The organism is Acinetobacter sp. AS5 (genome assembly GCF_048957595.1).
GTDB lineage: Bacteria > Pseudomonadota > Gammaproteobacteria > Pseudomonadales > Moraxellaceae > Acinetobacter.
In genome coordinates, this window is sequence record NZ_JARDAL010000013.1 from 16,748 (window position 1) to 38,111 (window position 21,364).

At 46.0% G+C, this 21,364-nt stretch carries 18 protein-coding genes; 6 read left to right on the forward strand and 12 right to left on the reverse strand.

Features of this window, described 5'->3' with window-relative positions:
• Nucleotides 1–2: 2 nt before the first annotated feature.
• The 4 genes from urtB to PV763_RS05485 form a co-directional block, all read right to left on the reverse strand.
• Nucleotides 3–1,637, reverse strand: a complete 1,635-nt coding sequence (gene urtB / locus PV763_RS05470; RefSeq protein WP_420937472.1) for an urea ABC transporter permease subunit UrtB — start codon at nucleotides 1,635–1,637, stop codon at nucleotides 3–5.
• Nucleotides 1,638–1,731: 94 nt separating this feature from the next.
• Nucleotides 1,732–3,012, reverse strand: coding sequence for an urea ABC transporter substrate-binding protein (gene urtA / locus PV763_RS05475; protein ID WP_338840397.1), 1,281 nt, complete (start codon nucleotides 3,010–3,012; stop codon nucleotides 1,732–1,734).
• Between the two features lie 358 nt (nucleotides 3,013–3,370).
• On the reverse strand, nucleotides 3,371–5,251 hold the full coding sequence (gene parE / locus PV763_RS05480; RefSeq protein WP_338840396.1) for a DNA topoisomerase IV subunit B: 1,881 nt from the start codon (nucleotides 5,249–5,251) through the stop codon (nucleotides 3,371–3,373).
• Between the two features lies 1 nt (nucleotide 5,252).
• Nucleotides 5,253–5,846 carry a YqiA/YcfP family alpha/beta fold hydrolase gene (locus PV763_RS05485; RefSeq protein ID WP_004729106.1) on the reverse strand — a complete coding sequence of 198 codons (594 nt, stop codon included), beginning with the start codon at nucleotides 5,844–5,846 and terminating at the stop codon, nucleotides 5,253–5,255.
• A 246-nt stretch (nucleotides 5,847–6,092) separates the two neighbouring features.
• On the opposite strand from PV763_RS05485, the gene PV763_RS05490 reads away from it, so the two are divergent.
• Nucleotides 6,093–7,424: a hypothetical protein gene (locus PV763_RS05490; protein WP_004729104.1), complete on the forward strand. Its 1,332-nt coding sequence runs from the start codon at nucleotides 6,093–6,095 to the stop codon at nucleotides 7,422–7,424.
• 52 nt (nucleotides 7,425–7,476) lie between these two features.
• On the opposite strand, the gene PV763_RS05495 is transcribed toward PV763_RS05490, so the two are convergent.
• Together PV763_RS05495 and gshA are read right to left on the reverse strand one after the other, a co-directional pair.
• On the reverse strand, nucleotides 7,477–8,004 hold the full coding sequence (locus PV763_RS05495; RefSeq protein ID WP_004729102.1) for a disulfide bond formation protein B: 528 nt from the start codon (nucleotides 8,002–8,004) through the stop codon (nucleotides 7,477–7,479).
• Between the two features lie 19 nt (nucleotides 8,005–8,023).
• Entirely contained in the window at nucleotides 8,024–9,601 is a 1,578-nt protein-coding gene (gshA, locus tag PV763_RS05500; protein ID WP_005245643.1) for a glutamate--cysteine ligase, read from the reverse strand.
• Between the two features lie 211 nt (nucleotides 9,602–9,812).
• Between gshA and PV763_RS05505 the strand changes: the two genes are divergently transcribed.
• The 3 genes from PV763_RS05505 to PV763_RS05515 are packed head-to-tail and all read left to right on the forward strand — an operon-like array spanning nucleotide 9,813 to nucleotide 12,268.
• Nucleotides 9,813–10,352, forward strand: coding sequence for a DUF924 family protein (locus PV763_RS05505; RefSeq protein WP_420937473.1), 540 nt, complete (start codon nucleotides 9,813–9,815; stop codon nucleotides 10,350–10,352).
• Nucleotides 10,353–10,403: 51 nt separating this feature from the next.
• Nucleotides 10,404–10,955, forward strand: coding sequence for a CC0125/CC1285 family lipoprotein (locus PV763_RS05510; RefSeq protein WP_004729097.1), 552 nt, complete (start codon nucleotides 10,404–10,406; stop codon nucleotides 10,953–10,955).
• A gap of 11 nt (nucleotides 10,956–10,966) precedes the next feature.
• Nucleotides 10,967–12,268 carry a DUF445 domain-containing protein gene (locus PV763_RS05515; RefSeq protein WP_004729096.1) on the forward strand — a complete coding sequence of 434 codons (1,302 nt, stop codon included), beginning with the start codon at nucleotides 10,967–10,969 and terminating at the stop codon, nucleotides 12,266–12,268.
• A gap of 88 nt (nucleotides 12,269–12,356) precedes the next feature.
• Here PV763_RS05515 and PV763_RS05520 read toward each other — a convergent pair whose 3' ends face one another.
• Nucleotides 12,357–12,644 (reverse strand): DUF2798 domain-containing protein, encoded by a 288-nt coding sequence (locus tag PV763_RS05520; protein WP_004729094.1) that lies wholly within the window; start codon nucleotides 12,642–12,644, stop codon nucleotides 12,357–12,359.
• 259 nt (nucleotides 12,645–12,903) lie between these two features.
• On the opposite strand from PV763_RS05520, the gene argS reads away from it, so the two are divergent.
• The gene (gene argS, locus PV763_RS05525) at nucleotides 12,904–14,694 is read left to right on the forward strand and encodes an arginine--tRNA ligase (protein ID WP_004729091.1); all 1,791 of its coding nucleotides are present in this window, start codon (nucleotides 12,904–12,906) and stop codon (nucleotides 14,692–14,694) included.
• A 204-nt stretch (nucleotides 14,695–14,898) separates the two neighbouring features.
• Nucleotides 14,899–15,516, forward strand: coding sequence for an SPOR domain-containing protein (locus PV763_RS05530; RefSeq protein WP_005245641.1), 618 nt, complete (start codon nucleotides 14,899–14,901; stop codon nucleotides 15,514–15,516).
• A 316-nt stretch (nucleotides 15,517–15,832) separates the two neighbouring features.
• On the opposite strand, the gene asd is transcribed toward PV763_RS05530, so the two are convergent.
• The 5 genes from asd to PV763_RS05555 form a co-directional block, all read right to left on the reverse strand.
• The gene (gene asd, locus PV763_RS05535; RefSeq protein ID WP_044108796.1) at nucleotides 15,833–16,684 is read right to left on the reverse strand and encodes an archaetidylserine decarboxylase; all 852 of its coding nucleotides are present in this window, start codon (nucleotides 16,682–16,684) and stop codon (nucleotides 15,833–15,835) included.
• Nucleotides 16,681–17,529 carry a sulfurtransferase gene (locus PV763_RS05540; RefSeq protein WP_044108795.1) on the reverse strand — a complete coding sequence of 283 codons (849 nt, stop codon included), beginning with the start codon at nucleotides 17,527–17,529 and terminating at the stop codon, nucleotides 16,681–16,683. Before PV763_RS05540 ends, asd begins: the two co-directional genes overlap by 4 nt.
• A gap of 185 nt (nucleotides 17,530–17,714) precedes the next feature.
• Complete coding sequence (gene pncB, locus PV763_RS05545; RefSeq protein ID WP_044108794.1) at nucleotides 17,715–18,920, reverse strand: nicotinate phosphoribosyltransferase; 1,206 nt, start codon at nucleotides 18,918–18,920, stop codon at nucleotides 17,715–17,717.
• 119 nt (nucleotides 18,921–19,039) lie between these two features.
• The gene (locus tag PV763_RS05550) at nucleotides 19,040–19,570 is read right to left on the reverse strand and encodes an ankyrin repeat domain-containing protein (protein WP_129716209.1); all 531 of its coding nucleotides are present in this window, start codon (nucleotides 19,568–19,570) and stop codon (nucleotides 19,040–19,042) included.
• Nucleotides 19,571–19,754: 184 nt separating this feature from the next.
• Complete coding sequence (locus tag PV763_RS05555; RefSeq protein ID WP_129716249.1) at nucleotides 19,755–21,269, reverse strand: catalase; 1,515 nt, start codon at nucleotides 21,267–21,269, stop codon at nucleotides 19,755–19,757.
• Nucleotides 21,270–21,364: the final 95 nt, after the last annotated feature.

Sequence of the window (21,364 nt, forward strand, 5' to 3'; positions counted from 1 at the left end):
GCTTACTCCACAAAACGGCCTTTGATGGCAAACAAACCTTGTGGACGTTTTTGAATAAACAAAATCACAAGCACCAAGAGAACAATTTTTGCCAGTACCGCACCAATACCAATTTCCAAGGCGGTACCGCTAATACCCAGACCAAGCGCTGCAAGAACTGCACCCCACACCTGACCTACACCACCGACAACCACCACCAAGAAGGCATCAATAATGTAGTTTTGCCCTAAATCTGGCCCGACATTACCGACTTGTGCCAAGGCACAGCCTGCAAGACCAGCAAGACCTGAACCTAAACCAAAGGCCATCATATCGATACGACTAGAACGAATACCGACTGCTCGCGCCATTTGACGGTTTTGTGTCACCGCACGAACGAAGAGACCAAAACGGGTTTTATTCAGTAGGTAAACCAACAACAAAAGCACTGCAATGGTAAAGACAATAATCGCAATACGGTTATAGGGCAGCATCAAGCTTGGAGTAATCGAGATCCCGCCTGATAGCCACGAAATATTCGACACTTCGACATTTTGCGCACCAAAAGTCATGCGTACCAATTGCATCAAAATCAGGCTGACCCCAAAGGTTGCAAGCAAGGTTTCAAGTTGACGACCGTATAATGGACGAATCACGGTACGTTCAATCAACATACCGATCAGTCCACTCACCAAGAATGCCGCAGGAATCGCGGCGATTAAGTACCACTCGACATAGCTACCCAAATAGCTTTTAAACAGACTTTGCACCACATAAGTAGTATAGGCGCCAATCATAATGAGCTCACCATGCGCCATATTGATGACACCGAGCAAACCATAAGTAATGGCTAAACCGAGTGCTGCAAGCAGTAAAATACTCGCAGTACTCAGCCCTGAAAATAAATGCCCAGTCCATTCACTGGCTTGAATCCGGGTTTTAATACTGCTTTTCGCTTCAAGCAAAGCCGCTTTCAGCTCAGGATGGATAGTCGGCTGTGTCAGCTCATTGTCGATCATCGCCAAGACATCGGGACGATTGGAGTCTTGCAAGGCTTTCGCCGCTTGAATTTTAACTAAGACATCTGCATCTTGATAATCCAGACGCGCTTTAAGCTGGGCCAAACGGGCTTTGACTTTGTTATTTTGTTCGTTCAAATACAGGGCATTGATGTGAGCAACATTCAGCTCTGCCAAGTTGCTTTCATAAATATCAATCGCTTCTAAACGCTCAGAGGCATCATCCGACTTCAACTTGCTTTGTGCCAAACCAAAGTTGAGCGCTTTACGCAAGGTATTCACCAAAGTCACTTGTGATAAGTCACTCGGCCAGTCAGTCACGATGTCTAGACTCGGGTAGCTGAGTAGTTTTTTGTCCGATTCTAAAATATAGGTTTGACCATTGGAACCACTATAAAGCTGCTCATTTTCAACATATTTTGCAAGCTGATCTAACTGTTCAATACTGCCCGGCCATTGCTTCAGTAAAGCACGACGCTGAGCAAAATCACCTTGCACAAATTGCTGGATTGCATCTTGTTGTTGTATCACTATGATTGAATTATTGTCTTGTAAAGAAGTTTCTGCTGTTGCCATTTGCATACAAAATATTTGTATAAACAACAGAAAAATAGTGGCGATATTCACACGAATATTCATTATATACACCCCTATTCCATTGGAAGTTTTCCGTGGAGAGTAAGAAAAAAATCAGAGGATGCCTGCTACGGCTGTAGCAGGCAAAAGATAGGTATTATTTAGGAATGTACGGGCTCCAAGGCTCTGCTTGAATAGTTTGAGATGTTTTGTAGACCACATCAAACTGACCATCACCACGAATCTGGCCAATCATGACTGGCTTGTGTAAGTGATGGTTACTTGCATCCATTTTTAGGGTATAGCCCGATGGTGCTTTGAATTCCTGACCTGCCATCGCTTCACGGACTTTATCGACCTCTGTAGAACCTGCTTTTTCAACGGCTTGCTTCCACATATTAATCCCGACATAGGTCGCTTCCATTGGGTCATTGGTCACCAGTTTGTCAGCATTTGGCAGTTTGAATTCCACCGCATACTGCTTCATTTTGTTGGTGAATTCGGTATTGACCGGATTCTTCACTGACATGAAATAGTTCCATGACGCCAAATGACCCACTAATGGCTTGGTATCAATACCACGCAGTTCTTCTTCACCTACCGAGAACGCCATCACTGGAATATCAGAAGCTTTAATGCCCTGATTACCCAGTTCACGATAGAATGGTACGTTGGAGTCACCATTGATGGTCGAGATCACCGCGGTCTTTTTACCAGCTGCGAATTTTTTCACATTGCCGACAATGGTTTGATAGTTGCTATGACCAAATGGCGTGTACTCTTCCATGATGTCCGCATCAGCCACGCCTTTAGACTTTAAGAAAGCACGTAAAATCTGGTTGGTTGTACGTGGATACACATAGTCTGTACCGAGCAGAACAAAACGCTCCGCTTTACCGCCCTCTTCGCTCATCAAGTATTCCACGGCTGGAATGGCTTGCTGATTAGGTGCAGCACCGGTATAAAAAATATTTTTGGATTGTTCCTGGCCTTCGTACTGTACAGGATAGAACAATAAGCCATTCAGCTCTTCAACCACTGGTAAGACAGATTTACGTGACACCGACGTCCATGCACCGAAAATTACCGCGACTTTGTCTTGGGTAATCAGCTGACGTGCTTGCTCTGCAAAAAGTGGCCAGTCTGATGCTGGATCGACCACCACAGGTTCCAGTTTTTTACCCAGTACCCCACCCTTGTCATTGATTTCCTTAATCGCCATTAAGGCCGTGTCTTTCAGTGAGGTCTCAGAAATTGCCATGGTGCCGGACAATGAATGCAGGATCCCGACTTTAATCGTATCGCCGCTGTCTGCGACTTTGCTTTCCGCGGCCGGGGCTTCTGCTTTTTCAGCAGATTTTGAACACCCCGTTAATGCAACAGCCGCTGCCATGGTTGCGGCTAAAATACTTTTTGAAAATAAATTGCGTTGGAACATCAGATTTTCTCCAAACTTTATGATGGTGCATTTTTCATGCTTGTCTTGTTGTACATCTGGATGGAGTGATTCAATTTCTGTGCCAAGGCTTCAAAAAATAAAAAAATTCACTTTAACTGATCTCATTATTTGTATTATGAATCATGTATTTAGTCATACTAAAAAGACTTAAAGCCCTATTGCAATGTAGAACTCAGACTCAACTTTAAATAAGTTGCATAAAGACCAATCAAAATATGCCAAAACTAAGATAGAAGATGATGTACAAATAAAGTGCAGCACCTTGAATATTTTTTGCACTGTTTTAAAACAAAAAATCCCGCGCTTGCGGGATTTTTTATTGCTTAAATTCGATAGTTTAAACCACCAAATCAGCCAGATTACCTTTTTGCTCTAACCAGTCTTTACGGTCACTGGCACGCTTTTTCGCCAAGAGTTTATCCAATAAACCTGCGGTATGATGAGCATCATCCAGATCCAGTTGCACCAGACGGCGCGTGTTTGGATCAAGTGTGGTTTCACGTAACTGGCTGGCATTCATCTCACCCAGACCCTTGAATCGAGTAATTTGCGGATTCTTGGTTTTGCACTTTTTCAGGATGCTATTCAGCTCGTCTTCATCTAAAGCGTAGTGCACATCTTTATTGTCATCAATCCGGAATAATGGCGGCATTGCAACATATAGATGGCCCTCTTCAACCAGTGTCGGGAAATGTTTCACAAACAATGCGCACAGCAAAGTGGCAATATGCAGACCATCCGAGTCGGCATCAGCCAGAATACAGATCTTGCCATAACGCAGTTCCGATAAGTCATCCGAACCCGGATCAACGCCAATGGCAATCGCAATATTGTGTACTTCCTGAGATGCTAGAACTTCGTCCGAAGAGACTTCCCAGGTATTCAGGATCTTGCCACGAATTGGCATGATCGCCTGGAAGTTCTTGTCACGTGCCTGCTTGGCTGAACCACCCGCAGAATCCCCTTCCACAATAAACAGTTCTGACTGATCCAGATCATGGCCTACACAATCCGACAATTTACCTGGCAAAGTTGGACCTGCCACAATCTTTTTACGTTCTACTTTTTTCGCAGCTTTTAAACGGCGACCGGCTTTAGAAATGGCCATTTCTGCCAGTTGCATGGCGATGTCAGAATTCTGGTTCAACCACAGTGCAAAGGCATCTTTGGCAATATTCTGCACAATCCCTGCTGCTTCACGGCTCGACAGACGTTCTTTAGTCTGACCCGAGAATTGTGGTTCCTGAAATTTCAATGACAGGATATAGTTGACGCCGTCCCAGACATCTTCGGCAGAGAGTTTCATATTCCGTGGCAGCAAATTCCGCAGTTCACAGAACTCGCGCATCGCATCAGTCACGCCTGAACGCAGACCATTCACATGGGTGCCGCCCTGTGCGGTCGGAATCAGGTTGACATAAGACTCCTGAACACTTTCACCGCCTTCAACGTTCCAGCAAATGGCAAATTCTGCGCTGGCACGTTCCGCATCCCCTGTTGCGACAAAAGCCGGTGCCGGAATAATTTCACGGTCTTCCAGCTCATCCATCAAATAGTCGACCAGACCATTTTCAAACTGCCAGGTGATCTTTTCATCATTGATCTGATCAATATAATTGATCTCAAGACCTGCGGCCAACACGGCTTTGGCTTTGAGATTATGTTTTAAAGCTTTTAAGGCAAATTTTGGTGAATCAAAATACTTGGCTTCCGGCCAGAACTGCACCATCGTCCCAGAGGCACGTTTCGGTGCTTTACCTGCCAGCACTTCAAGCGGTGCCACCGGTTCACCATTTTCAAAGGCCATTTTATACAGGTTACCCTGACGCTGAACTTCAACTTCTACCCGGGTCGAAAGCGCATTGACCACTGAAATCCCGACGCCATGCAAGCCACCGGAAAACTGGTAATTATCGGTACTGAACTTACCGCCGGCATGCAGTTTGGTCATGATAATTTCAATACCGCTCTGGCCATATTCCGGGTGAATATCCACCGGCATACCACGGCCATTGTCTTCAACTGACAAAGAACCATCTTTATAGACCGTGACGGTAATCTTGTTGGCATGTCCTGCCAGTGCCTCATCGACAGCATTATCAATCACTTCCTGTGCCAAATGGTTGGGACGAGAAGTATCGGTGTACATGCCCGGACGACGACGTACCGGATCCAGACCAGATAAAACTTCAAGAGATTGAGCCGTATATTGAGACACGTTATTCGGTTTCCTTTTTTATGCAGTCCAATAAAAACTGTAAGACGAACGGAATTTTCTCCGCAAAATCATCTATCCCGTGACTGCCATGCGCTTCAGTCATCAGCATTGCAGGGGGATGCGCAGCACTATAATAACGATGTGCTTCACGATAATCCAAAACTTCATCGCCTTGTTGCAGCAGAACCAGTATTTTGTCTGCATCTTGTGCAACAGGCAGGGCCAATTGTTGCAGTTGTATCAAATCTGCCTCATCCAGACACCAGTTGGGATGTACCTGATAAGGCAGTTGCTCGTCAAACAGTTCACGAAACAGTTGCCATGGTCGCATTGCCGGATTGATCAGTACAGCAGGCACAGCATGCTGTGCGACCAGATGTGTCGCATAAAATCCGCCGAGACTGCTGCCCAATAACGCCACATCATGCATCGATTCAATCAGGCCAGAAACATGTACAATGGCAGCGTTCGGTGACATGTTTAAATCGGGTAAATGTACCTGAATTTCAGGATACTTTGCACAGTAATGTTGCAGCAATTTCCCCTTGATCGAGTTCGAATTACTTTTAAAACCATGCAAATAAATGATATTCATGAACTACCAACAAAAAACCCATCAATCATCAAAATTTAATTTAAATAATGTGAAGTACACTACGTTATAAGACCAGTTAATTGCTTAAATTGTCTGACAAAAAAGCTCAAAATCTTCTCTCATTCTCGTTATTTTAAGCTGAGACCCTCAAAATCAGGAAACTCAACAAGAAAAAGAATTTATACCGCGAAGTTCTTTAAAAAGAAAGATGGCACCACATGCGGCTCATTGAAAGGACAGGATCAGATGCCAAGTTTGACACCGTTACATGAAACCTATTGTCGATGGGACCGAACCCCGCCGAGTCAGGCCGATGTACTGGAAGGTCTGGCGCAGCTGGTGACGATGCGCTTTAACGATGTGGTTCAGGAGCTGATCAAGAGTATTCAACGCGAAATCTTAATGAGTATTTTTGGTTTAAGTGAAAATAATTCAGAAAAAATTCAGAATATTCCTTCAATCGTGCGGCTCTATCAAATGTCTTATGACATGCTGTTTCATTACGGCAATACCCTGATTGCCCCTGCTTTGCGCCAGATTATTGAACGCTTTCCTAAACTGCATAATAAACCGCTGACACCTTCCTTGCATTTCCTGGTCAGTGTCTTAAATGGCATTATCGGGGATTATCTGCTGAAATATCAGAATCCTCTGGCCTTGCCGATGGTGATCTATGACCATTATGGCTCGCTGCAAAAAGGTGAGCTAAGCGGTCGTATTACTTTGTTTGTACATGGCTTATGCATGAACCATTTAGACTGGTCAAATCGCAAATATGAGGGCATTGGGGCAAAATTACTGGCGCAGCGTGACCGCAATACCATGCTCTATCTGAATTACAATACTGGACGCCGGATTTCTGCCAATGGTCGAAGTCTGGCGAATACCTTACAGGATCTGATTGCTCGCAATCCGAGAATTACCAGTATTGACCTGATCGGGCATAGCATGGGTGGTCTGGTCTCTCGTAGTGCGCTGTTTTATGGCAAGCAGAATGTCTATAGCTGGGTCAATATGGTGGAAAATCTAGTCTGTCTGGGTTCACCGCATCATGGTGCGGTACTGGAACGTTTTGGTTTTAGCTTGCAGGACAAACTCGGACATTTTCCATTGATCCGGTTGCTTGGCCATCTGGTCAATATTCGCAGTAACGGTATTCTGGATTTACGCCATGGTAGCGTCCGAGATGATGACTGGGAGCATAATCCGCTTCGGATCGGCTTTATGGACGATCACCGTAAACCTGCCCCGATTCCATCTCATATCGATACCTATCTGGTCGCCGGCACCATCGAGTTTGAAAACCGCAAGAACAAGACCTTGCATGTGATTGGCGATTATCTGGTCAGTATTGAAAGTGCTTTGGGCGAGCATCCCAATCCGCGCTTTCAGCTCAAAGTCCCAGATGCAAACAAGGCGATTTTCTATGGCCTGAACCATTTTGAAATTCAGTATCATCCGCTGGTGGCCGAGCAGGTGGCGCGCTGGTTCTATCCAAGTGTAGAAGATGAAGCCTTTGATCAGATTCATGAATATGTGATGGATCTGGACAGTCTGGAAGGCATTGCCCTGACCTAAACTTAAGCAAAATAAAAAAGCCCTCGATTGAGGACTTTTTTTAAATGCGGAATTAATATTTATCTCTGAGTCGTTTAACCGCTACGGTTTTATATTTACGCAGCAATTGCCATAAACTGACCAGCAATAAAATACTAAAGAAGATCAAAGACCAGACAGGCAAGGACTGACCCAAGAAAGTCCAGTCAATCGCAGCACATTCCCCCGAACCATTTAAGACCTGCTGCAGTACGGACTGCATTGGCAGGGTTTCCAGCCAGTATTCCAGACCGGGACCACAGCTCGGTACCTGATCCGGTGGCAGGTTCTGTAACCAGACATGACGCGCAGCCACGCCCACAGACCACAAAATACTGAGCGAACCCAGCAAGGCATACAGCCGCTTCATGACATTGGATGCAGGATTATGCAGGCATGCGATTAGTGAGATGATCCCGAGTCCGATTAATCCGACACGCTGAAACACACAGAGCGGACAAGGCGCCAGACCTTGTACATGCTCAAGATATAAGGCAAATGCCATGCCGATGACAGCAGCCAGAAACAACATACCACTCACGAAGCGATAACCCCATTGCATGGTGAATCCTCTTATTTTTTTATCGATATTGGGCTAAATAATCAGAAAAACTGACGCTGCTATCTTGCTCGAGTTGCTGTTGCTGCTGCAATGACTTTTGTGACATTTCTTCAAAATAAGCCAGGGTTTCCGGGCTGAGCTGATGTTCTTCATAGACACTGCTGTGCTGTTGGGCCAGATGTTGGCCAAAATGCCACATACCGCCCTGCTCACGTGTATCCCCGACCACCAGAGCAGACAAGGTGGCATCGACTTCATCGACCCGGATCATCATGGTTTTTAAAGCATCAGTATATAGAGTACTGTCATAGGCCGAATTTAACAGCTTGGCCAAGGGATGCATACGCTGCAAATGCATGGCACACCAGTCTTCAATCGGATAAGACTGGCCATTTTCCATAATTGCGGCATTTGGCGCACGGCCACGGTTGACGACCTCGGCTTGATTCTGCTCAATAATATCCTGTTCATCACTAAGAAGCGCCGGACTGTCTTGCAATAAACAGTACAAGGCTACCACTTCAAGGAAACCGGCCGTATCTTCATTAATGCCAATCGGGCTGTATGGATTGACATCGACTGCGCGCAGCTCGACATAGGCAATCCCACGATTTTCCAGTGCCTGTGACGGCGTTTCACCCGCGATCGGCACCTGTTTCGGACGCACCAGACTGTAATATTCATTTTCGATTTGCAGCACATGATCATTGATCTGGATCGGCTGGCCATTGGCATCATCCAGTCCCAGACGACTAAACGGTTTATACGGCGTTTTGACGGCTTTTTGCAGCCCGTCCAGATAGTCCTGCAAATTATTGTAGTGAATACCGAGCTGTTTCTGCGCAGAGTTTTGATAACCAAAACGTCCCATACGCAGCGCAGTCGCATAAGGCGAATACAAGGTGCCTTTCACCAATGGCAGCAAGAAATGATCACGGCCAGTCATAAAGCACTGGCAAACCGCCGGACTGGCCCCCACCAGGAACATCACCAGTGGAGTCAGACGAATAAAGTTGCGGATCAGGCCCATATAACGATGACTGCGATAATCCTGCAAGCTCAATGCTTGCAGCGCCTCGTCCTGTTCCTGCTGTTGTAAGGCCTCGAACAGATGATCCGGGAAAGACAGGTTGTAATGCACGCCTGAAATCGTCTGCATACGGCGACCATAACGCACGCCTAAACCATGACGATACAAGGTTTTAAACAGGCCGATATTCGAGCTGCCATACTGTGCCAGCGGAATGCTGTCATCGCGGCTGTCCAGCATACACGGCATCGACAAAGGCCAGAGCTTTTCATCATTTTCCAGATGACGATGGACAATCGCATGAATATCGCTGAGATAGTCCAGCGCTTTTTTAATACTGTCCTGTGGCGGAGTAATAAACTCCATCAATGCTTCAGAATAGTCCGTGGTGATATGTGGATGAGTCAAGGCTGAACCCAAGGCACGAGGATGCGCTGCCTGTGACAGGAAACCATCACTTTGCATACGTAAGCTTTCACGCTCGATACCACGCAACATGCCTTTGATGAGTGACGACTCGACCCAGGTCGGTAACACATTTTGGGAAGTCGATTCAGGTTGACTCATTACAATCTCGCTTAAGGGGGCTAAATTATTAAATTAAAATCATCGGTTTAATCAGTATAACGTGATTTCGTGCCGGCATATGACAGGCTGCCTAGTTTTCAGGCAAACCATTGATTTTTAATTTGGCAAATTTTTAACACAAACTTCCTCTATAAGACATGGAAAATTTGTGATTTTATTAACAAATAGATGCTAATGAATTGTAAATATTATGAATTATCAAGATATTTTAGACTTTTGGTTTCATGCGGACAGCCAGCCCTTATGGTTTAGCCAAAGTCATGAATTCGACCAAAGTATTGCGCAGCAGTTCATGAGCACCCATCAGCAGGCAGCCCAGGCTGAACTTTGGGGCTGGCGTAAAACCGCAGAAGGCCGGCTGGCCGAAACTATTGTGCTAGATCAATTTTCACGAAATTTATTCCGTGATTCTCCCCAAGCTTTCGCCCAAGACAGTCTGGCACTGGCCTTGGCTCAGGAAGCCATCAGCCTGAACCTGGATCAACAGCTCAGTCCGGAACAGCGTGCCTTTCTGTATATGCCATTTATGCACAGCGAATCCAAACTGATTCATGAATTCGCCTTAAAACTGTTTCAGCGTCTGGGCAATCCGACCAATCTGGAATTCGAGAAAAAGCACAAGGTCATTATTGACCGCTTTGGACGTTACCCGCACCGAAACCAGATTCTGGGTCGTGCATCGACCGATGAAGAACTTACTTTCCTGACCCAGCCCGATAGCAGTTTTTAAGATTTTTTAAGACCGCTGTCCGGACTGGATCATTGCATCAGGAGATCGAACATGAAAAACATGCTACTGGGATTGAGTGTGATTGCTGCCATCAGCCTGACTGGCTGTGCAACCACACCCTCAAAGCCCTTAACATTTGATCAGTTAGGTCGCTACAGTACCACTCCCCTCAACAGCAACACTTACCGTATCAGCTTTCAGGCCCGTCCCAATATGAGCTTTGGCACAGCTGAAGAAATTACCCTGCTCAAAGCCGCACAGACTACCGTACAAAATGGCTTTCAGTTCTTCAGGGTACTGAATGATCCAAGTAACCGTACTCAACAACCTCCACGGCAGGCCATCGTCTATCCGGCACCGAGCTTTTATCCGTACGGGTATTACCGCCGATATCCGGGGTTCTGGCCAGACCCATTCTATGACCGTCCCTATACCGTGACTCTGGATCCTGCCCAGGTGGCCTATACCATTGAATGCTTCAAGGCCAATCAGGCGCCTCAAGATGCCTTTGATGCCCGCTTGATTTTACATTCACTTGGGGCTAAATATGGTTTAAGTCCATCCGGTGCAGTGCTGCAACCGCAACCGGCCAATCCCTCCTGACAGGATGATCTATGCAGACAGAGCGTATCTCCCCGAGCTTACAACGCAGTAAACGTTTCGCGACCATCGCCCTGGTGGTCGCCGTACTGACCTGGTTGGCATTGATGGTGGCAGCCAAATTGCTACCCGAATATGTCTGGCTCATTCATATTCTGATGCTCTCGGCAGAAGCGGGTGTGGTCGGTGGCCTGGCGGACTGGTATGCGATTACGGTGCTGTTTCGTAACCCTTTTGGCAGATTGCCCATTCCCAAGTTTTTACGTGACCATACCGAAATCATTCCACGTAACAAGGCCCGTATTGCAGAGTCAATGGGCCGTTTTGTGCAGGAAAATTTTCTTTCTCCGCAAATTGTACAGCGCAGTCTGGACAGTACCGACCTGAGTCTGGCTGCAGGACGCTGGCTGGCCAATCCGCAAAATAATGCCCAAGTGACTCAGGTCATTCAGCAGACGGTGCCTAAAATCTTTGAATTTGTGGGACAGGAACAGATTGCCGGATTTATCCAGAGCAATAGTGTGCAATGGGTCAAAAACACCCAGATCAATACCTTGGCCAGTGAAATGCTACGCGCAGTACTGGACAATGATTTCCATCAGGATGTGTTACAGCGAGGACTGGATGTGGTACATGCTTGGATGACCTCTCATCCCGAACAGACCCGGGAACTGACCCGTAACCTGTTTAAGGAAATGGGTGTGTGGAAACTGGCCAAAGGCGCCAGCTGGATCGGGATTGACGTGCAGCAACGCAGTATTGATTCCGTGATCGGGCGCGTTGAAGCCATGCTGGCCGATCCAGATCATCCATGGCGACTTAAAATTGAGAACATGGGACATAGCTGGATGTTGCAGCTGGCGGATAATGACAGTGAAGCCAGCCAGCGTCTGAATGAAACCAAAGATGCCTTACTGGATAGCCCACAAGTGCTGAATTTTATCAGCGGTGCGGTGGTGATTTTATGTGATGCGATCAAGGCTGACTTGCAAAAACCGGATTCGGGGATTGCGGAAAATCTTAGAATTGCCATCCAGCAGGTCGGAGAAAATATTATCTCGAATGCCTCGGTACGTGAGCTGCTGAATAAACGTCTCAGCGGAATCGCGGTTGACCTGAGTGACCAGTATAGTGAAAAAGTGATTCGTTTTATCAGCGAGCGCATTCACGAATGGGATTCAAGCGAGATGATCGACAAGATTGAAAATGAAGTCGGCGGCGACCTGCATATGATCCGGGTCAATGGAGTCGTGGTCGGTGCCTGTATCGGTCTGGTGCTTGGGATTATCCGGGCGGCGGTAGAGCATTTAATTTAAAGATGACGCTATTCGTCCCATACATCCCGACTTTTAAAATATCCAAGAATTGACTCCAGCCAGATCAAATTTAAGATTTAAAAAATGATCATTTGGGTGGCTGAGATCCGGACATATCGACCAATAGCCCAGTGAATTTACGTACAAAAGGCAATAAGGTCACTACAATCGGAAAAGCAATCGCCCAGGAAATCATCCAGTTATGAAACCAGAGTGCTATAAATCCATCAATCCAGCCAAGATTACGCAGCATATTGATCATGGAAATAATGCCACTCATCAGGCAGGACAGGATAAAAGGCACAATAATCAATGCCCATTTTGCAGGGAGTTTAGGAATATGACCGATAATGGTCGGACGTTGTGATGCAGCCACGACATGCTCTTTTTACTGTTTTCAGATGACTAATATAAGCCAAATTCTGTACGGTGGAGCATTGTTTTTTTCATCTGAAATGTTGAGCTAAAAACTGGTTTTATTTTCATGGGATTAATCCGGTTATTTTCCCTTTCTTTAATCAAAAACTTCTAACGAAGTGATCCTCTACTTTTTATTCCCTAGAAATGCTTTTACCTAAACAGCCTGAAATTTGCTATATTTGCTGTTTTTCTGCGATCTCTATTTTCGACTGATTATGAATACGGCAATACAAGCAGCTCTCGATCATGCAGTGCACACTTTACAGGCACAAGGCGTACTCCCATCTGACTGGAACAATACAAGTAATTTGACGCGTACCAAAGACCGAAGCCATGGTGACTTTGCGTCGAATATTGCCATGATCGCGTCGAAAGCTGCGGCTATGAAGCCACGTGATTTAGCGGAAAAAATTCTTGCTGCCCTGCCTGAAGTGGCGGATATCAGCAAGGCAGAAATTGCCGGTCCTGGTTTTATTAACTTCTTCCTGAATGCCGACCAGCGCTTTGCAGTCCTTGATCAAATCCAGGCACAACAGGCGACTTATGGTCGTACCCAGGTCAATGCGGATAAACGTATCCAGGTTGAATTCGTGTCTGCCAACCCGACCTCCAGCCTGCATGTGGGCCATGGTCGTGGTGCCGCGTATGGTATGACGGTTGCGAACTTGCTTGAAGCGACTGGCGCCAAAGTCGATCGTGAATACTATGTTAATGATGCTGGCCGTCAAATGGACATTCTGGCGACTTCGACTTATCTGCGCTACTTAGAATTAACGGGTCAGGAACTGGTGTTCCCGAAAAATGCCTACCAAGGTGACTACGTTAAAGAAATCGCGCAAAGCATTATTGATCAGGATGGCGACGCCTATGTACGTCCTGTGGCTGACGTGTATAAAAACGTGCCTGAAGATGTACAGTTTGCAGCTGAATTAGATGCAGATGGTAATAAAGTCGTATTGTCTGGCGATAAAGAAAAACACATCGATGGTTTGATCTTTAATTCACAAGCGTTAATTGGCACAGGCTACCGCGTATTCTTGCAAGCCGCGCTTAAAGCTATCTTAGATGATATTAAAGATGACCTAGGCGAATTTGGTGTAACCTTCAATCAATGGTTCAGCGAAGAATCATTGACAGACAAAATTGAAGAAGCCTTACAGACCTTAGATCAGCGTGGTTTCCTGTATGAACTGGATGGCAACATCTGGTTTAAATCGACTGCATTCGGTGATGAAAAAGACCGTGTCGTGAAACGTCGTAATGGTCAGACCACTTACTTCGCGTCTGACATCGCTTACCACCTGAACAAGTTACAACGTGGCTATACCGATATTATTGATATCTGGGGTTCAGATCACCACGGTTATATCGCACGTGTAAAAGCAGCGATTGATGCGCTGGGCTATGACTCGAAAAAATTAACGGTTCTTCTGGTTCAGTTCGTGAGCCTATGGCGTGGCGGCGAGATGGTACAAATGTCATCCCGTTCAGGCCAGTTTGTGACCTTGCGTGATCTGCGTAAAGAAGTCGGTAATGATGCCGCTCGTTTCTACTACGTAATGCGTAAGTCTGAACAGCACATCGACTTTGATCTGGATCTTGCTGTGTCACAAAGCAAGGACAACGCCGTGTATTACATCCAGTATGCACATGCCCGTATCTGTCGTATGTTAGAAAAAGCAGCTTCTACCAACGTTAACTTTGATGCTACAGCGGCACGTAATTTGGCGGCTAAGCTGGAGCTTGATGCTGAAACTGAAATCCTGGCCAAACTAGCGGCCTATCCGGAAATTCTGGTCCGTGCTGCAAACAGCTATGAGCCACATCAAATTGGTAACTACCTGAAAGAGCTGGCAGCATTGTTCCACGGCTGGTACAACGACAATAAAGTACTCGGTGATGATGCTGAATTGACTCAAGCGCGCTTATTGTTATCAGTGAACGTACGTCAGGTACTGCGTAACGGTCTGGAACTGCTTGGTGTATCTGCTCCTGAAAGCATGTAAGCAAAACCTTGCCGTTTATCTGCTAAGCAGATATTTTGTAACTTTAGCTACGTGCTTGAAGATACAGGTAAATTAAAATTCTGTGTGATTTGTGATCTAGAGGATGACTTTTATATCCTGATCACATAGGATGAAGTAATAGTAAGGGCATAACTGCTGTTATGCCTTTTCTATATGTCCCGATTAATAAGAGGAAAATCCCAAGTGTTTGGAAAAACGCAGCGCGGTGTATCTGAAAGACCGAATAAGCCTAAAAAGCCACTTATTCCAACCTGGCTTGGCACACTCGTGATCATTTTAATCGTGTTAAGTTTTTTGATGGCACTGATGCTCTGGAAGCCATGGGAACCGGTTAAACCGAAAACTCAAACAAGTGCTGAATCTGTCCAAGAAGAAGATACCAATAAAGATTACCGTTTTTATGATCTGTTGCCGCAGCAACAAGTAACGCCGATTCCTGAACAGGCCGTCCCTGAAAACAAAAATCAGGATACAGTAGTGATTGTAGAAGCGCCTCGACCTGAAGTGGCTACACCTGAAGCGACGACGACTGAACCTGGTTTAGAAGCCAGTGAAGCACCTGTTGCCGCTCCGGCCAGTTATATTCTGCAAGTGCGCAGCTTTGATGATCCAGATCAGGCCGATGCCCGCCGCGCCGAAATTATTCTCAATGGTTTATCTGCTGATGTGGTACGCAGTGTAGAAAATGGTAAAGTCTGGTATCGCGTGGTTTCTGGCCCTTACGATTCTGCAGAAGCTGCGATTATCGCGCAGCAAACCTTACAAAATAGCGGGATCGATTCTATCGTCGTGAAACGATAAACCTTAGCAATAAAAAAGCGCCTGATGGCGCTTTTTTATTGCTTTTTAGCTCCTCCCTTTTAAAAGGGAGGCTGGGGGGATTAGCTAAAAATTAAATCCATCTTTAGAAAGGGGGAAGCTCCCTCACCTTCTAGGAGATGAGAAGCACGGCTTCGCAAGGAAGAGGTTATTTTAAAAGCCCCTCCACCTAGCCTCCTCCCTGAGCGAGATTCAAAGCAATGCTTTGAATTAAAGTGCAAGAGAAGGAAGTTAAAAATTTTAATCCCCCTCGATCCCCCTTTTTCAAAGGGGGAGGCAACAAGAGGTTAAAAGTATCTTATAGAGTATGTCCCAGCGCTTCACCCATATTCACCAAAGAATTGGCCTTGAATGCAGCATCCCACTGCATTTTATTTTCTTCAAATAAAATCACTGCAGTTGAACCGAGGTAGAAACGACCCAGTTCTGCCCCTTTTTCCAGGAACAGGTCATGCTGATTAAGTTCGATTCGTCCTGAAGGCTTCACTTTGCCGGTTGCCACGGTTTCAATACCCGCCACAATCATCGCGCCGACCAATACCACCGCCATACGGCCAATTTCAGTATCAAACAGGCAAACCATACGTTCATTGCGTGCAAACAGGCCCGGAATGTTTTCTGCGGTCACCTGGTTTACCGAGAACAGCTCGCCTGGAACATATAGCGTTTCAGTTAATGTTCCGGCAAATGGCATATGCACCCGATGATAATCACGTGGCGACAAATATACGGTCGCGAATTCACCATTTTTGAATGGCTCAGCCAGTTGCGGATCAGCAATCAGGGCTTCAACGGTAAATTTCTGGCCTTTGGCCTGAAACACATCGCCATTTTCAATTTTACCCAGCTGGGAAATCGCACCATCTGCAGGCGAAACAATGCTCGTAGCATCTGGATCAACCGCACGGATACCTTCTTTTAGGGCACGCGTAAAAAATTCATTAAATGACTTGAATTTCAGGGCATTGGCCTGTTCAGCAATCGACATATCAATGCCATACTGCGCCTTAAAGGCAGTAATTGCAGCAGTTTTGATAATCGGGTTTTCGCTGGCGGCAATTTTACCCACCACCCGAGACAAGCGATGTTGCGGTACTAATCGTTGAGCTTTAATAAAAAACTGTTGTTTTAAACGTGATGTGATGCTCAAGATGGCAGCTCCCCTGTAGCGATTGGACTATCGAGGCGGTTGCCCCATTCACTCCACGCACCATCATAGGCTCGAATTTTCCAGCCCAGTAAACGACCCAGAATATAGGCCAAACCTGAGCGGTGATGGGACTGGCAGTACACCACAACGGGTTGATTCAAATCAAAGCCCAGTTGTTCCAGACGCTGCTGAGTACGTGGTAAAGGCTGTAATTTTAAATGATTTTCACGATTAAGGGCAGTACTCCATTCAAAATGACGTGCTCCCGGAATGTGACCGCCGCGTCGAGCCGCTAGACGCAGGCCAGTATATTCATCTTGTGTACGGCAATCCCAAATTTGAACCTGTTGATTTTCAACCTGTTGGCGCAGTTCATCATAGCCAATCTGAAAATTCGCCTGATGCTCAAGATTGACCTGCAACACGTTCTTCACTGGTGCAAACTGTTCCTGACTGGAAGAAGTCGGCAAACCGGCACCGAGCCAGGCATGAATCCCGCCATTCAACAGACTGGTATTTTCAAAACCCAGACAATGCAGGTTCCAGAGCAAACGCCCTGCCCATGCCCCGCCCTCATCATCATAAGCCACCACATGATGCTCAGGAGAAATATTCAGATAATCAATGAGAGCCTGCAAGCCTTCCGCGTCCGGCAACAGTCCCATCGCCGTTTCTTCCTGACGCACCAGAAGTTTAGGCTTTAAATGCAAGGCGTGCGGAATATGCAGCTGCTCATACACAGAGGCACGGCTCAGGTCGACAATACGAAGTTTTTCATGGCCCAAATAGGGAACTAAATCTTCTGCCTCAATCAGCAGGCCAAAATTAAAAGCTGCAGCGGTCATCGTTATCATGGCTATTATTGGTCAAATCCTGTTGATCTTAGCACAGCTGGTTTTTACACTGATGCGCTTTCTTTGCAGATGATTAGCAAGATTTTAGCTAAACCCTGGTCTTAAATAAGCTTGCATAAAAAAAACCGCATCTGCATAGACACGGTTCTTTAAGATTATGAATTGTTCAAACTGACTTAGACAGGTTCATTGATCTCAAAAACCTGACGTAAATAGGCCAGGAACGTATCATTATCGGTCATGGTCTTGCCCGGGCTATCCGAGATTTTGGCCACTGACTGACGGTTACATTCCACCAGTTTCAATACAATATTCAGCGGAGTCTGTCCCATATCATTGGTCAGATTGGTACCAATCCCGAAACTGACCTGGAAACGGTCTTTAAAGTATTGATGCAGTTTCCAGGCTTTTTCCAGATTCAGGCCATCACTAAAAGTCAGCATCTTGGTTTTGCTGTCAATTTTCAGCTTTTTATAATGCGCATAGGCCTTGTCACCCCATTCATAAGGATCGCCACTGTCATGACGCAAGCCATCAAACAGTTTGGCGAAGTACAGGTCAAAGTCGCGCAGGAAGGCATCCATCCCCACCACATCGGTCAAGGCAATGCCCAAGTCACCACGATATTCCTGCACCCAGCTTTCCAGTGCAGATTTCTGGAAATTACGCAGACGTACGTCCAGCGCCTGAAAAGCTTGCAGGAATTCATGCGCCATGGTGCCAATCGGGGTAATCCCCAGCTCTTTGGCCAACAGTACATTACTGGTACCACGGAACACATGCGGTGCAGCTTTGTGAAATTCTTCGACCACATGCTTTTGCCAATCGAAACTGTAACGGCGACGCGTACCAAAATCTGACACCAAAAATGGTGGATCATTGGGGTTTTGCGCAGCATCATACTGCTTTAATAACTCGATTTTGGCTTTTAAACGGCGCTCGCCTTCCGCCAACACTTCAGGTGTGCGAATGCGGCTGAAATACAGTTCATTCACAATCGCCAGTACGAAGATCTCAAACATCATCGCCTGAACCATCGGGCCTTCCACCACAATATCCAGACGGCCTTGACTGTCGATACTGGCCTTAATGAAACGGCGCTTGAGCTGGAACAGTTCCAGATAATCCACAAAATCGCTTTTGATAAACCGTAAGCTTCTTAAGTATTGCAGTTCATCTTCTTTGAATTTGAGCTGACACAGCAAGTCCAGTTGATGATTGAGATCATCCAGAATATCCGTCAATGGATAGACTGTATCTTCCAGATTACGACAACGGAAATGGTAGACACTATGCGTTTGCGGAAACTTGTGTAAGACCACTTGTAACATGGTGAATTTGTACAAGTCAGTATCTAACAGAGAATGGATAATTGGAGCCATAACTAAGGGAATATCGCTGTGCTTATCTCTGCATTAAAGCATAAAAAGTCATGCAATAATGCAGGATTTACGTACAGCTGGCTGTATTTGCGACAAAAGTATCAGAAGCATAACCCGCTTTATTTCTGGGTGTTGACCTGAGCTTTTTCCTGTTCCTGAATCAGTTTCTGCAACTGTTTTTCCTGACCAATGACTTTGGCAAATTCGGCTGTGGTCTTTTGTCCGGTTTTTTGCGCCTGGGCATCACAATCTATCTGACGCAGCTGCTTGGCAATCGCAAATTCCATCTTGAATAAAGCTCCCATCAAGGCCGTATTGCCTCGATTGTCTCGAGCACAGCGGTCGGCACCATGTTTAAGCAAACTACTGACAATATCCTGATGACCATAATACGTTGCCATCATCAACGGCGTATAACCGTCTTTATTGCGTACATCGACCGGAAAGCCGTGTTTTAAGAATTCATGAATGACTTCGCTATTGCCAATTTTGGCGGCAGCAAAGAACAGGGCGACCAATTCCTGTTGTGAGTTCATTTGAACATTGTCCGCAGTTTTAGCGGGGGAGATATCCTTCGCGACAGTCACGTTTGCGAATGCGGAACCTATCGTGAGAATACTGGCTAAAAACACAGATGACATAACTTTCATGATGAACTCCAGCAGAAATCGAATTCATTTCAATACGGTTGAATCTTGAAATGCATTTTAAATTCGAGCAAACAAGTTGCCTGTAGAACTCCCCCTAGGGTGCAGGAAAGGTTTGGAATTCTACAGGACTTTACGGAGGTGACTTCTTAAGCCCTAGTCACCAATCCTGATCGACCTATCGAAATCAGTCTTTGAGTTGCGCTGCTTTGGCTTTAACAGTCGCGAGGTTACCGTTTACCGCCTTGGTCATACGTGTACCGTAGTCCGCATCTGCCTTATAGAAGTAAGACAACATGATGTGCTTGGTTTCTGAATCTTTCACTGCACCTAAGTCAGCAGCAAGGTTCATGATCAGGTCATCTTTCTCTTTAGCCGTGTATGAACGGTACAGCTCACCTGCCTGCTTGAAGTTCTGCTCTTTCACACCAATTTGCTGTACATGACCCGATAATGGTGTTTGTACCGCACGTGCTTTTTCAGTTGCAGCTTTTGGCTCTTTACGGCTTGGCTCATAGTTCACATCCGAGTCACGCTCAGAGATATTCATGTAGCCATCCTGATTATTGTTGTTCACATTTACCACTGGACGGTTCACCGGAATTTGCTGGTGGTTGGCACCTAAACGGTACATTTGGGTATCCGAGTAAGAGAAGATACGGCCTTGCAGCAGACGGTCTTCTGATGGCTCGATACCTGGTACCAGGTTGCCTGGCGCAAATGCCGACTGTTCAGTCTCATTGAAGAAGTTCTTCGGCATACGGTTCAGGGTCAAAGTACCCACTTTGGTTTCTGGAACCAGCTCAGTTGGCCAGATTTTAGTTGGATCTAGCGGATCAAAATCAAACTTGCCCAAGTCTTTAGGATCAAGCACCTGAATATACAGATCCCATTTCGGGAAGTTACCTGCATAGATGTTGTTATAAAGATCATTGGTCAAGTGGTTGAAATCTTTACCTTGCTGCTCAGCCGCTTCTTTCACGTTCAAGCCCTTCACGCCCTGTTTCGAGCGGAAGTTGAATTTCACGTACTTGTATTCACCTTTGTCGTTATACAGTTTGTAGGCATGTACACCGAAACCGTCCTGTTCGCGGTAGCTGGTTGGGACACCTTGCTTGCCATAAACATAAGTCAGCATGTTGGTTGCCCAAGGCTGGCTAGACAGGAAGTCAAATACACGGTTGGCATCTTGTACATTGGTGACCGGGCTTGGTTTCATCGCATGGATGAAATCCGGGAATTTGATCGCATCACGGATAAAGAAGACTGGCGTCTGGTTACCGACTAAGTCCCAGTTACCTTCCTGGGTATAGAATTTGATGGCGAAACCATGAGGGTCACGTAGGGTTTCTGGTGAACTTTTACCATGAATGACGGTAGACATACGCACAAAAACTGGAGTTTTGGTACCGGCCTTGAATAAAGAAGCAATTGTTAAATCAGACAGATCTTTCGTAGTAACGAATTCACCATAAGCCCCTGTACCACGTGCGTGAACCACACGTTCAGGAATACGCTCACGACCAAAACGTTGCAGTTTTTGAACCAGTTGCACATCTTGCAGCAAAGTTGGACCTTGTGGACCCGCAGTGATCGAGTTCTGGTTGTCGCCAACTGGTGCCCCGTTATCTTTGGTTAATGGTGCAGCTTGTGCAGCTGTCACCGTTGCAAGCATTGCAACCAGTAATGAACGCTTAAACATTTCTAAATCTCTCAATTTATTACCTTTCCTGCATGGGCTAAGATACGCCAACACAATAAATAGATAAAACAGATTATTTTTATTAATTCAATCGC